We start from the raw sequence: 12,371 nt of genomic DNA, 5'->3' as shown, positions 1-12,371 counted from the left end.
TGCGACAGACTGTCTCACACGGCAAGACCAGTCCGCCAGACATACATATCGGTTGGGACAGTAAAGACAAGGTAGGCATGAATATAATGAAAGCACGCATTTTTATCATCCCCGTGATGCTGGGCACATTCGTGCTGGCCGGTTGTGCGGAAAACCAGGGAACGAAGCAGACTGCAGGTGGCCTTTTGGGTGCTGTTGGCGGTGCCGTTGCCGGTGCACAATTTGGTAAAGGCAAAGGCCAGCTTGTTGGCGTGGCCCTGGGCACACTTGCGGGTGCCATGATCGGCAGCGAAATCGGCAAGTCGCTGGATAATGCCGACCGCGCGATGATGCGCAACACCACCCAGCACACGCTGGAAACCGCGCCCGTCGGCCAGACCAGCACCTGGACCAACCCCGATAGCGGCCATTCCGGCACCATTACGCCGACCCGCACCTATCAGAAACCCGACACCGACCAATATTGCCGCGAATATCAGCAAACCGTGGTGATCGGTGGCGAGGAACAGTCGGCCTACGGCACCGCCTGCCGTCAGCCCGATGGCACCTGGAAAGTGGTCAATTAACCACGGACACACCCCGTCAGGACGGCGCAGCGCACAAGCCCTGCGCCGTTTTTTCTATGTTTTGCCCCATCACGAAAAACACTTCTGATTATGGGCAAGACCCGCTAATAATAACGCATATGCCGGTTCCGTAACCGGCAATGATGTTTCACCTTTTCCAACCAGGCTGGCAATGCAGGACCCATACAAGATCCTTGGCGTATCCAAAACGGCCTCGCAGGACGAGATCAAAAAAGCCTATCGCAAACTTGCGCGCGAATTGCATCCGGACCTTCATCCAAACGATGCCAAAATCGAAGACCGCTTTAAAAAGGTTTCATCCGCGTATCACCTGCTGGGCGATGCGGAGCGCCGCAAAAAATACGACAATGGCGAAATCGATGCTGAAGGCCGCGAAACCGGACCATTTGGCCGCGCGGGTGCCGGTGCGGGCGGGTATCGCACGTCCGCGGGCGGCGGTGACCCGTTCGGCTTTGGTGGCGGCAGTGCCGAAGATATTTTCGACGAAATTTTTGGCAACCGTGCGGGCGCGCGCGGTGGTTTTGGGGGACGGCGCGACACCCGTGTCAAAGGCCCCAATATCAGCTATGAACTCAGCCTTGATCTGAAAGAAGCCCTGCTGGGCACGACCAAGCGCATCAATCTTGCCAGCGGCAAACAGCTTGAAGTTCGCATCCCGCCCGGCAGCGAGGACGGCCAAACCCTGCGCCTGAAAAATCAGGGCATGGCGGGCATGAATGGCGGTGAAGCCGGCGATGCACTCATCAAGCTGCATGTACATGCCGACCAGCAATTTCGCCGTGAAGGCAATGATTTGCACTGCGACATGGCCATATCCCTAAGCGAAGCCATCCTGGGCGGGTCGATCCAGGTACCCACCATTGACGGCAAGGTTTCAATGAAACTGCCCGCCAATGCCAATAGCGGCACCACCCTGCGCCTGCGCGGCAAGGGTGCGCCCTATAACCGGGGCGACAAACGCGGCGATCAATATGTGCATCTGACCGTCAAGCTGCCGGAAAAACGTGACCAGGACCTGATCGATTTCATTGAAAAATGGTCGCGCGACCATCCTCAATCGGTCCGGTGAAGCACCGAAACCAAACTAACCCGATATTCGGGGCGTTACAGCCCGTTTTGTAACGCCCCTTTCTTTGCCTGACTGCCTGAATTGCCTGACATCCCCCGCCAAACAGGATCCTCCATGACCACCAGCTTCATTTGGACCGGGCCGAAAGACGCGGCCCTGAAAATTTTGTTTGCACATGGTGCTGGTGCCCCAATGGACAGCCCCTTTATGGCCGATATGGCCGAAAAACTGGGGCAAAAAGGCTATCGCGTGGGGCGGTTTGAATTCCCCTACATGGTCAAACGGCGACAGGATGGCAAAAAACGCCCGCCAGACCGTGCCCCTGCATTGATGGATGCCTTTAACACCGCCATTGCCGATGCAGGCCCGGCGGAGAGCATCGTCATTGCTGGCAAATCAATGGGTGGGCGCATCGCCAGCATGATCGCGGATACGGCACAAGTCCGGGCCTTGTTATGCCTTGGGTACCCGTTTCACCCCACCGGCAAACCCGAAAAACCCCGTACCGAACATTTGGCAACCCTGACCACCCCCACCCTGATTTGCCACGGCACCCGCGACCCGTTTGGCAAGCCCGATGAAATTGCAGGCTATCCTCTCTCGTCTGCCATATCGCTGCACTGGGTTGAGGATGGCAATCATGATTTCGCACCGCGCAAGGCATCGGGCCGCACGGTCGATCAGAACCTGAATGACTGTGCAACCGCCATTGACCGGTTCCTGCAAACCCTGCCTGCCTGAAACACGCCCTGTTCAATCCATCCCGCCCGACTTTGGAATTATTATAAGAATATTAGCATTGCATAAAATACAAAGGCATACGCGAATTTCTCACACCAATTGCGCGGAATGGTCCTTTACACCTGTTATGTGTACCTCTCCCGTCCCACCTGCCACAAAGGAAAGCCCATGTATCGCCAACGCATTCGTCATCCCAAATTTCAGGAACGTGTTGTCAGCGCCGAAGAAGCGGCCAGTCTGATAAAGGATGGCATGGTTGTCGGCATGAGCGGCTTTACCCGTGCCGGTGAAGCCAAGGCCGTACCGATGGCTCTGGCCGAGCGGGCCAAAAAAGACCCGCTCAAAATCACCCTGATGACGGGGGCATCGCTGGGCAATGATCTGGACCGCACCCTGGCCGAGGCCCATGTCCTGTCGCGCCGCATCCCGTTTCAGGCCGATCCGGGCCTGCGCAAGGCGATCAATTCCGGCGAGGTGATGTTTATTGACCAGCACCTTTCCGAAACGGTGGAACAATTGCGCACCGATCAAATCCCCGGCATCGACATTGCCGTGGTCGAGGCCGTCGCCATCACCGAGCAGGGCGGCATCATTCCGACCACATCGGTCGGCAATTCGGCCAGCTTCGCCATCCTTGCCAAAAAGGTGATTGTCGAGATTAACCTGACGCAATCCGAAACGCTGGAGGGATTGCACGATATTTATATTCCCTCGCGTCGCCCGACGCGCCAGCCGGTGCCGGTTGTCTCCCCCGAAAGCCGGGTGGGTTTCCCCTTCATTCCGGTCGATCCTGACAAAATCGTCGCCATTGTTGTCACCCGCAAGGCCGATAGTTCCTCGACCGTATTGCCGCCCGATGAAGACACCCGTGCCATTGCCGGGCATTTGGCCGACTTTTTGAAATACGAAGTCAAAAGCGGCCGCCTGACCAACGAATTGCAACCGCTTCAGGCCGGTATTGGCACCATTGCCAATGCGGTGATGCACGGCTTTATCGATACGCCGTTTCATGGCCTGAAAATGTATTCCGAAGTCTTGCAGGATTCGACATTCGACCTGTTTGATGCCGGAAAGCTGGACTTTGCCTCTGGCTCCTCCATCACCCTGTCGCAGTCGCGCTATGAACAGGTGATTGCCGATCTTGCACGCTACAAACACCAACTCATTTTACGCCCCCAGGAAATCAGCAACCATCCCGAAGTCATTCGCCGTTTGGGGCTGATCTGCATTAATACCGCGCTGGAATTTGACCTGTATGGCAATGTCAATTCCACCCATGTTGGTGGCACACAAATGATGAATGGCATTGGCGGGTCGGGTGATTTTGCCCGCAATGGTCACATGTCGATTTTTGTCACCAAATCAATCGCCAAGGCCGGCAAAATTTCCAGCGTTGTGCCGATGGTCAGCCATGTCGACCATACCGAACATGATGTGGATATTCTGATTACGGAAACTGGCCTGGCCGATTTGCGCGGTCTGGCCCCGCGTGAACGTGCGCAAACCATTCTGGCCAATTGTGTCCATCCTTCCTATCGCGATGAACTGGGCGATTATTTCAATCGCGCCGTGGTCCGTGGCGGCCATACCCCGCATCTCATCGAGGAAGCCTTTTCCTGGCACAATAATTTGCGCCTGCATGGCACCATGAAACCCTGACCCAGCCAGGTTCCTGGCATGAACAACGCTGCTTCATGCCAGGCACGGCCCCGCATTTCAGGTCTTTTTCCCGTCAGCATACTGTTTTGGCTGTATTTTCGGTCAGGAATGTTAGGATAGGCATAAAGAACCACATCGCCGCCCGGCTGAACCGCAATACAGCCGGAGCCTTTCGACCGGGCGGCCATTTTACGCAGGCGGGCATGAATGGACGGTTTCTGGCAATCCGAACGCATAATGGCCTGGTTTGAAAAGGCCGTAGACTGGGTTCAAGCCAATCTGCTGCTGGTTCCCATCCTGTTGCAGTTTACGGCCATTGCCCTTGCCGCTGTTCCCGCGATTTTACTCGCAAAGCCGATTGCACGCCTGCTGTCGCGTTTACAAAACTGGCAGGCCGCCCTCAGCCACATTCCCGGCCTGAAACGGTTTTGCAAAACTCTGCCGGGTCTGTCCTTTCCACTGGTTTTCATGATCATTCTGTGGGTCTTGGACGGCATTGCCACCCAGATTGACTATCCGCACAATGTTTTGCGTCTGGTAACAAGCCTGCTGATCGCCTGGATCTTCATTCGCCTTGCCAGCGCCTTTTTGAATGACCCGGTATGGGGTCGCACCATTGCCGTCATTGCCTGGGGCATTGCCGCGCTTAATATTGTCGGCCTGCTTAACCCCGCCATCGACATGCTCAACAGTGTCGCCTTCGAGCTGGGCAAAGTGCGTATTTCTCTTTACGGGTTGATCAAGGCGGTCCTGTCGCTGGCGATTTTGTTATGGGTCGCGTCCTTTGCCTCCCATCTGTTTGAACAGCGCATTAACCGGGTTCACCGCTTAACACCTTCGGTTCAGGTGTTACTGGTCAAGCTTCTGAAAATCGTGTTGCTATCCGTTGCAGTGTTCTTTGCCCTGTCCACCATTGGCATCGATCTAACCGCCCTTGCGGTTTTTGGCGGTGCGGTTGGTGTGGGCATCGGCCTTGGTTTGCAACGCATCGTCGCCAACCTGATCAGTGGGTTGATCCTGCTATTGGATCGTTCGATCAAGCCGGGCGATGTGATTGCCATTGGCGATACCTTTGGCTGGATCCAGTCACTAGGCGCACGTTACACCGCCGTTCGCACCCGCGATGGCACCGAATTTCTGATCCCCAACGAGGATTTGATTACCAATCAGGTTGAAAACTGGAGCCATTCCGATGTTCAGCTTCGCCTGAAAATCCCCGTCGGCATTTCCTATAACAACGACCCGCGCCAGGCCATTGCGCTGTGTAACGCGGCAGCGGCCAAATGCAAACGGGTGCTCGATACCCCCGGCCCCAACACGCTGTTGCGCGGCTTTGGCGATAATTCGGTCGATCTGGAAATCCGCTTCTGGATCAACGATCCGCAAAACGGGCGCGGCAACATCATCAGTGAAGTGCTGCTCAATGTTTGGGATGCCTTCAAGGAAAACGACATCGAAATCCCCTTCCCGCAGCGCGACCTGCATTTGCATCCCGGCAGCCGTCCGCTACGCTTTGAAGTCAGCCATCCGGGGGCAGACATTATAAAAACCTCCCCCGACACGGCCAACCGACCAGACCCGTGAAGCAAAATAAATTAGAATTTTCTTGTTAAAGATGGCAGGGTTGGATGTATAATTTTCATCCTATTACCCTGCTTTTTCATGCAAAAAGGCGACCTCATGTATCAAAAAATCCTGCTGGCCTATGACGGCAGCCAAGAAGGCCGCGCAGCCCTGAAACAGGGGGCGGAACTGGCAACCATGTGCAAGGCCGACGTCTGCCTGCTGGCGGTTATGTCCCCCGATATTGGTGTTATCTATGCCGAGGCCGCCGTTCCCTCCGACCTGCCAGACCGGATGCTGGCCGAAATTAAAGCCAGCCTGCAAGAGGGCAAGGCCAAGCTACAGGATCGGGGACTGTCGGTTGAAACCCGCCTTGAAAATGGCATTCCCGCCAATGAAATTGGCCGTGTCGCCCAGGAAATAAACGCGGACCTGATTGTGGTTGGCCACCGTGAACAGGGGGCGTTGGCACGCTGGTGGGGTGGTTCCACCGGTGCGTCGCTTCTGGCCCATGCGCCCTGCAGCATCCTGATCGCCATTGCCAAGGACGCCTGACATTCCGCGTTGGGCGTTTTGGGCCTTTTGCCTTTAGTCCACCTGACTGTTCATGTCATCGGCATTAATGTCGCCCGCCTTGCTTTTCGCATCATCTTTGTTCTGCTCAAGCGGGGCGGGCACGACGTCTTCCGGACGCTGGCTCTGAAACAGTTCGCTCAGCGCGACATCAAAAATATCCTTACGGCAATCCTGAAGCTCAATCAGCCTGTCGCGCACCTCAATCGGCCAGCCACTTTTGACATCCACCAGCAACAGCCTGTCCTGATCGAGAAACAGGCCCAGCTTTTCCATCAAATCGCCCAGTTTCAGGCGCGACAAATCGCCCGATAACAGCCAGCGATGCTTTTCGCTGCGATCAATCAGGTTTTCGCGACGCAGGGCGGCCAGCGCCCAGTTCAAATCGCGCCCGCCCATTTTAAGTTCGTGCAACAAATGGCGATACGTTGGTGGCTTGTCGGCCTTCTGAAACCGGTTCTGTAAATATTCCAGCAGTTTTAATACCGAAATCAGGCGTTCGGTATGGCCAGGCAAACCGCCACGCGGGTCCGGCACCAGGCCAGCCGCGCGCGCGGCCCGCCATTCGGAACGCGCAGCGGCCACCTGTGCACCCAGCAAAATCACCAGCCAGGTCAAATACATCCAGATCAGGAAAATCGGCACCACCGCAACCGCACCATACAGCGTCTGGTATGTCGGAAAGGTGCTGACATAAAGTCCAAACCCTTTTTTCAGAAGCTCGAACAGGGCGGCGGCCACCACCCCGCCAATCATACCATCCGTCACCACCACCGCACGGTTGGGCATGCCCAAAAACAGCAGCGAAAAGGCAATCGCCGACAAAAAGAACGGCGCGAGAAAACCAAGCTGGCCGATTTGCGCATCAAGCGCCTCGCCGCCCACCAAATGGCGCATGGCAAAAATATAGGACGCCAGCGATAAACTTAAGCCCAGCAATAACGGACCCACCGTGATCAGCGCCCAGAACACCACCAGCCGGGACAGCAGTTTGCGCGGCGTTGTGACGCGGAAAACATCATTCATCACGGTTTCTATGGACCCCAGCAGCATCACCGCCGTAAACCCCAGAACAATGGTTCCGATGGCCGTCATCTGCCCGGTATTTTTCAAAAATCCGGCCAGATAATCGGCTACTTCCGAACCTGTTTGGGGCAAAAAATTGCTGAAAATCAGATTGGAAATCTGATCTTTCCAGGCATCAAAAACCGGAAAGGCCGACAGTACCGTCAGCGCAATTGCCAAAAACGGCACCATTGCCAACAGGGTGGTATATGAAAGTGCACTAGCACGTTGTGGAGATTTGTCATGCAGAAACCGCAGCACGGCATAACGCCAGAATCCGGTGCGGTCGTCGAGCAATTTTCGCAAATTCACCATTAAACGCTTAATCCTGTGCAAATTCGGACTATAGTAACAAAATCGAGATAGAGTAACGCGCCACGCAAAGATAAAACAGGCCAGATTGATTTTAGCCCGGCTTTGTGTAGGATGCGGATAATATTGAATGTCTCCAGTGTAAGGGGCCGTCCTGACCGGGCACGCTGCCAAATACGGAGAGAGATCGCCTGAACGAGAGGAAAAATGAGCCTGTCCGCCGATAATCTTTCAGGCCTGATGGCCGGTAAACGGGGCCTGATCATGGGCGTCGCGAACGATAAATCCATTGCATGGGGCATTGCCCGTGCTGTTGCCGCTGCTGGTGGCGAAGTTGCATTCACCTATCAGGGGGATGCTCTTGGCAAGCGCGTGCGCCCACTGGCAGAAAGCGTTGGCAGCGACATTGTTCTGCCCTGCGATGTCAGTGACCCTGCCAGCATTGACGAAGCTTTTGCTGCCCTGAAGGAAAAATGGGACACAATTGACTTCATCGTCCATGCCATTGGCTATTCCGACAAAAACGAACTCCGCGGCCGGTATCTTGATACCTCGCCTGAGAATTTCGCCATGTCGATGAATATCTCGGTCTATTCTTTTACCGCCGTTGCCCAACGCGCTGAAAAAATGATGACCAGTGGCGGTTCCATGCTGACCCTGTCCTATTACGGGGCAGAAAAGGTCATGCCGCATTATAACGTCATGGGGGTTGCCAAGGCAGCCCTGGAGGCCAGCGTCAAATACATGGCCAACGACCTTGGTCCGGATAATATTCGTGTTAACGCCATTTCCGCCGGGCCGATCAAGACCCTGGCAGCCTCCGGGATTGGCGATTTCCGCTATATCCTGAAATGGAACGAATATAATTCGCCGATGCGTCGCAATGTCACGATTGATGATGTCGGTCGCTCCGGGCTTTATTTCCTGTCCGACCTGTCATCGGGTGTGACGGGCGAAACCCACCATGTCGATTGCGGTTATCATACCGTGGGCATGAAACAGGTCGATGCCCCGGATATTACGGTCAGCAAACCCTGACCCCGCCAAAATCCGATAAACCGGGTCGCCTGCGGGCGGCCCGTTTTGTCTGTTTATATGTTTAACCGATAAAGTCTGGAATTTCTGATGGCTGGCAACAGTTTTGGCTCCCTGTTTCGTTTTACCACCTTTGGCGAAAGCCACGGTCCGGCAATTGGCTGTGTGGTGGATGGGGTTCCCCCGCGCCTTGATCTGTGTGAAGCCGACATTCAGAAATATCTGGAAAAGCGCAAACCCGGCCAGTCGCGCTTTACCACCCAGCGTCGCGAACCGGACGAAGTTAAAATCCTCTCGGGTGTGTTTGAAGGCAAAACCACCGGCACCCCGATTGGGCTTCTGATTGAAAATGTCGATCAGCGCTCCAAGGATTATGGCGAAATCAAAAACCAGTTCCGCCCCGGCCATGCCGATTACACCTATTGGGAAAAATACGGCATTCGCGATTATCGCGGTGGCGGGCGGTCTTCGGCCCGCGAAACCGCCATGCGGGTTGCCGCCGGTGCGGTTGCCCGCAAAATTTTGGGCGATGACATCAAAATTCGCGGGGCCCTGGTTAAAATGGGCACCAAAGAAATCAATCGCGCCAACTGGAACTGGGACGAGGTGGATAACAACCCGTTCTTCACCCCCGATGCCGAAGCCGTGCCGGTTTTTGAAGAATACCTGGATGGCCTGCGCAAAGACGGATCATCCGTTGGCGCGGTGATCGAGGTCGTGTGCTCTGGCGTGCCGGTTGGCCTAGGCGACCCGATTTACGACAAACTCGATGCCGACCTTGCCAAGGCCATGATGACGATTAACGCCGTCAAGGGGGTTGAAATTGGTAACGGTTTTGAAGCCGCCGAACTGACCGGCATTGAAAATGCCGATGAAATGCGCATGGGCGAAGATGGCAAACCGGTTTTCCTCTCCAACCATGCTGGGGGCATTCTGGGGGGCATTTCCTCGGGCGAGGATGTGATCATTCGCTTTGCCGTCAAACCGACCAGTTCCATCCTCACACCGCGCCACAGTGTGGATGTCAGCGGCAAGGATGTTGATGTTGTTACCAAGGGCCGCCACGACCCCTGCGTTGGCATTCGCGCCGTTCCGGTGGGCGAGGCAATGGCCGCCATCGTCCTGGCCGACCATTTACTGCGCCATCGTGCCCAATGCGAAGGCTGGAACAAGGCCTGATCTTTCACGCGCTATTTCGCATGTCAAAGCAGACTTTCAAAACGGCAGGTCCTTGCGGGTCTGCCGTTTTTCTTTATGTGCCAGGCATTTATGTGCCTGCCCGAAAACGCGCATCGGCATCAAGCACCTGTCAGAACCAACACAATCTGGCGATGATTATTCAACCCGAAAAACGGCTGATTTCTGCGAGTTTTTGCTTGACCATCTTAAAGCCATTGTTTATGTTAACAATATTAACATAAAAAGACTGAACCGAGCAAATGTCCAAATATCATCATGGCGATGTGCGCAATGTTTTGCTGCGCGAGGCCGAAACCATTTTGCGTGCCGAGGGCCCCGGCGGCCTGTCGCTGCGCCGCCTCGCCCGCCTGACCGGCGTTTCCGAAGCCGCCCCCTATCGGCATTTTGACGGTAAGGATGGCATTTTAGCGGCAGTGGCGATTGCCGCCCTCAAACGGTTTGGTGACCGGCTGGAAGAAACCGCAAAGCGCAACCTGCCCCATGAAGAACGCATCATGGCGCTTAGCGCATCCTACGTTGAGTTTGCCATTGAAAACCCGCAGCATTTCCGCCTGATCTTTGGCCGCGAACGCCCCCCACTAGACCAATATCCCGAACTGCGCGATGCCGCCGATGCGGTATTTGATATTCTGCAACGATCTGTCACCAATCTGGATCAGCGCGGCAATATGACGCTGGCCGATGCCGCCAATGCCTATAACCGCGCCCTTGCCGCCTGGAGCCGCGCACACGGCATTGCCACCCTGGTGATTGACGGCATGATCTCGCCCCCCGCCGACCAACCCCTGCAGGATTTTGTGTTTGGTCTGCTGGCCGAGGAGCTTGGCGTGCCAGCTAATCTGGCGGCAAAACAGGAATAGCCGCGTCGCATGGATCGCGGCTTGCATTGCTGCCCCGAACAGGTCATTCCTGCTTTGGACACCAACACAGACCAGCGGCTTTATCGTTGCAATCCGGGGATATCAGCATGGATTACGCCTTTATCAAGTTCATCCATCTTTTGGGTGTGGTGTTGTTTCTTGGCAATATCGTTGTCAGTGCCGTCTGGAAAAACCTGGCCGACAAAACCCGTAATCCGGCGATCATCGCCTTTGCCTGCCGCCTGGTTAAAATCACCGATCTGGCCTTTACCGCCAGCGGGGTTGTGCTGATCGCCCTTGGCGGCATTGGCATGTATCACATCGGCCGCATTGACCTTGCCGCGCGTTTTAACCTGCAAAGCGGCATTTTCCTGTTTATCATGGTAGCGGTGATCTGGCTGTTGGGATTAATCCCGCTGCAACGCCGCATGGCAAAGCTGGCGCAAACCGCATGCGACCATCACCAGGCCGACCTGCCCGAAACCTATTATCGTGCCGCCCGGTTGTGGAACTTTCTTGGCATGCTGGCGGTCATTTTCCCGTTTATCACCCTGTGGCTGATGCTGAATCCCTGATCAGAACGTTAACGCCCATCATCCAGCCCTGCGGCGGCGACGCACCGTGATATAGGCCACCGCCACCATCACCAGCGCAGCCCCAACGGCATGCCAGGGGTTTAAAACCTCGCCCAGCACCAGTGCCCCCAAAATTGCCGACATAAAGGGCTGCCACAACAAAATGATCGACCCGGTGGCTTCATCAACCCGTTTGAAACAGACCGAAACCATCCCCTGCCCGCCAATATGGGTTAAAAAGGCCAGACCACACAGGGCCAGCCAGCCCCCGATAACCGCGGGCATGCCAATGCCGCCATCAAAAACCAGCATATAAAGGGCCAGAATAATCGCGGTGACAATCGTGCTCCAGAGCATGATCTGCAAAGCGGAATGGTCCTGTCGCAGCTTTGCAATGACGACAAAATAGGTGCCATAAAACCCTGCAGCGACAATCGCCGTCGCATCACCCAGCATCGAGCCACTGCCATGTGAACTGGCCAAAAACAGGCAAAACGCGCCCAGCATGGCAATGGGCAGGCCCTGCCAGAACCGGCGGCTGGGCCGCCGTGCCCAGCCCAGCAGGCCAAAGCAGCCGACAAAAAGCGGCGCCAGATTATTGAGCAAAATCGCATTGGCAACCGTTGTCATACCTATCGCCAAATGGGCAAACATCAAATCGGCAGCAAACAGCACACCGGCGAGCACCAGCAACCCGGTTTTACGTGCGGGGCGGGCTGTGCTGTTAGGGACGTCCATATTTGATGCGCGTTTTTTCCCACCGGCAATGGCAAGTCCCTGACTGGCAAACAAAAAAACCGGGGCGGCCAGCATGGCGCGCCAAAAGGCCGATGCCTCCGCCGAAACACCGGAAAGACGGACAAAAATCGGGCCAATTCCCATCAGGCTCGCGGCCAGCAACAATCCCAGCACCGGCCAAATCATACTGCGCGCGGCCCCCGCACCTGTTGACAAGGATGCGGTTGCAGACTGCCGCTCCGCCATATCAACGGAATCGCAGGCACTCCCGTGCGGGTCGTTAATGTTCTGACATCCCGATGTCTCGTTCAAACAGGCGGTATTCTGCATTGCCGTCGCCTTTAATAACAAAATCATTGTTTTGCGCATTAACAGCCGCCAGATTAGGTCGTTG

General features: G+C 55.6%; 12 protein-coding genes. 10 read left to right on the top strand and 2 right to left on the bottom strand.

Annotated features, from left to right (window positions below; all coding sequences use genetic code 11):
* The first annotated feature begins 86 nt into the window (after positions 1 to 86).
* From LF95_RS05090 to LF95_RS05065, 6 genes are all read left to right on the top strand, one after another.
* Positions 87 to 566, top strand: a complete 480-nt coding sequence (locus tag LF95_RS05090; RefSeq protein ID WP_073953960.1) for an RT0821/Lpp0805 family surface protein — start codon at positions 87 to 89, stop codon at positions 564 to 566.
* A 172-nt stretch (positions 567 to 738) separates the two neighbouring features.
* Positions 739 to 1,656 (top strand): DnaJ C-terminal domain-containing protein, encoded by a 918-nt coding sequence (locus LF95_RS05085; RefSeq protein WP_073953959.1) that lies wholly within the window; start codon positions 739 to 741, stop codon positions 1,654 to 1,656.
* Between the two features lie 114 nt (positions 1,657 to 1,770).
* Positions 1,771 to 2,397, top strand: a complete 627-nt coding sequence (locus LF95_RS05080) for an alpha/beta family hydrolase (protein ID WP_073953958.1) — start codon at positions 1,771 to 1,773, stop codon at positions 2,395 to 2,397.
* Between the two features lie 168 nt (positions 2,398 to 2,565).
* Positions 2,566 to 4,056 carry an acetyl-CoA hydrolase/transferase family protein gene (locus tag LF95_RS05075; protein ID WP_073953957.1) on the top strand — a complete coding sequence of 497 codons (1,491 nt, stop codon included), beginning with the start codon at positions 2,566 to 2,568 and terminating at the stop codon, positions 4,054 to 4,056.
* A gap of 207 nt (positions 4,057 to 4,263) precedes the next feature.
* A complete protein-coding gene (locus LF95_RS05070; protein WP_073953956.1) occupies positions 4,264 to 5,640 on the top strand; it encodes a mechanosensitive ion channel family protein in 1,377 nt (458 codons plus the stop codon).
* Positions 5,641 to 5,736: 96 nt separating this feature from the next.
* Entirely contained in the window at positions 5,737 to 6,174 is a 438-nt protein-coding gene (locus LF95_RS05065; RefSeq protein WP_073953955.1) for a universal stress protein, read from the top strand.
* A gap of 33 nt (positions 6,175 to 6,207) precedes the next feature.
* On the opposite strand, the gene LF95_RS05060 is transcribed toward LF95_RS05065, so the two are convergent.
* Entirely contained in the window at positions 6,208 to 7,572 is a 1,365-nt protein-coding gene (locus tag LF95_RS05060) for a YihY family inner membrane protein (RefSeq protein ID WP_073953954.1), read from the bottom strand.
* A gap of 204 nt (positions 7,573 to 7,776) precedes the next feature.
* On the opposite strand from LF95_RS05060, the gene fabI reads away from it, so the two are divergent.
* The 4 genes from fabI (at position 7,777) to LF95_RS05040 (ending at position 11,239) form a co-directional block, all read left to right on the top strand.
* Positions 7,777 to 8,607, top strand: coding sequence for an enoyl-ACP reductase FabI (gene fabI, locus LF95_RS05055; RefSeq protein WP_073953953.1), 831 nt, complete (start codon positions 7,777 to 7,779; stop codon positions 8,605 to 8,607).
* Between the two features lie 87 nt (positions 8,608 to 8,694).
* Complete coding sequence (aroC, locus tag LF95_RS05050; protein ID WP_073953952.1) at positions 8,695 to 9,783, top strand: chorismate synthase; 1,089 nt, start codon at positions 8,695 to 8,697, stop codon at positions 9,781 to 9,783.
* Positions 9,784 to 10,043: 260 nt separating this feature from the next.
* The gene (locus tag LF95_RS05045) at positions 10,044 to 10,664 is read left to right on the top strand and encodes a TetR/AcrR family transcriptional regulator (protein WP_073953951.1); all 621 of its coding nucleotides are present in this window, start codon (positions 10,044 to 10,046) and stop codon (positions 10,662 to 10,664) included.
* Between the two features lie 107 nt (positions 10,665 to 10,771).
* Positions 10,772 to 11,239, top strand: a complete 468-nt coding sequence (locus LF95_RS05040) for a DUF2269 family protein (RefSeq protein WP_073953950.1) — start codon at positions 10,772 to 10,774, stop codon at positions 11,237 to 11,239.
* Positions 11,240 to 11,257: 18 nt separating this feature from the next.
* On the opposite strand, the gene LF95_RS05035 is transcribed toward LF95_RS05040, so the two are convergent.
* Positions 11,258 to 12,307, bottom strand: coding sequence for a DMT family transporter (locus LF95_RS05035; RefSeq protein WP_168173659.1), 1,050 nt, complete (start codon positions 12,305 to 12,307; stop codon positions 11,258 to 11,260).
* Positions 12,308 to 12,371 lie beyond the last annotated feature (64 nt).

It is taken from the genome of Thalassospira sp. TSL5-1 (genome assembly GCF_001907695.1).
In the GTDB taxonomy this organism is placed as follows: domain Bacteria; phylum Pseudomonadota; class Alphaproteobacteria; order Rhodospirillales; family Thalassospiraceae; genus Thalassospira.
This window is presented reverse-complemented; position numbering and strand designations above follow the sequence as displayed.

Excerpts from the sequence above, each read along its gene's own strand:
- LF95_RS05090 (WP_073953960.1), top strand. The coding sequence starts at position 87 with ATGAAAGCACGCATTTTTATCATCCCCGTGATGCTGGGCACATTCGTG.
- LF95_RS05085 (WP_073953959.1), top strand. The coding sequence starts at position 739 with ATGCAGGACCCATACAAGATCCTTGGCGTATCCAAAACGGCCTCGCAG.
- LF95_RS05080 (WP_073953958.1), top strand. The coding sequence starts at position 1,771 with ATGACCACCAGCTTCATTTGGACCGGGCCGAAAGACGCGGCCCTGAAA.
- LF95_RS05075 (WP_073953957.1), top strand. The coding sequence starts at position 2,566 with ATGTATCGCCAACGCATTCGTCATCCCAAATTTCAGGAACGTGTTGTC.
- LF95_RS05070 (WP_073953956.1), top strand. The coding sequence starts at position 4,264 with ATGGACGGTTTCTGGCAATCCGAACGCATAATGGCCTGGTTTGAAAAG.
- LF95_RS05065 (WP_073953955.1), top strand. The coding sequence starts at position 5,737 with ATGTATCAAAAAATCCTGCTGGCCTATGACGGCAGCCAAGAAGGCCGC.
- LF95_RS05060 (WP_073953954.1), bottom strand. The coding sequence starts at position 7,572 with ATGGTGAATTTGCGAAAATTGCTCGACGACCGCACCGGATTCTGGCGT.
- fabI (WP_073953953.1), top strand. The coding sequence starts at position 7,777 with ATGAGCCTGTCCGCCGATAATCTTTCAGGCCTGATGGCCGGTAAACGG.
- aroC (WP_073953952.1), top strand. The coding sequence starts at position 8,695 with ATGGCTGGCAACAGTTTTGGCTCCCTGTTTCGTTTTACCACCTTTGGC.
- LF95_RS05045 (WP_073953951.1), top strand. The coding sequence starts at position 10,044 with ATGTCCAAATATCATCATGGCGATGTGCGCAATGTTTTGCTGCGCGAG.
- LF95_RS05040 (WP_073953950.1), top strand. The coding sequence starts at position 10,772 with ATGGATTACGCCTTTATCAAGTTCATCCATCTTTTGGGTGTGGTGTTG.
- LF95_RS05035 (WP_168173659.1), bottom strand. The coding sequence starts at position 12,307 with ATGCAGAATACCGCCTGTTTGAACGAGACATCGGGATGTCAGAACATT.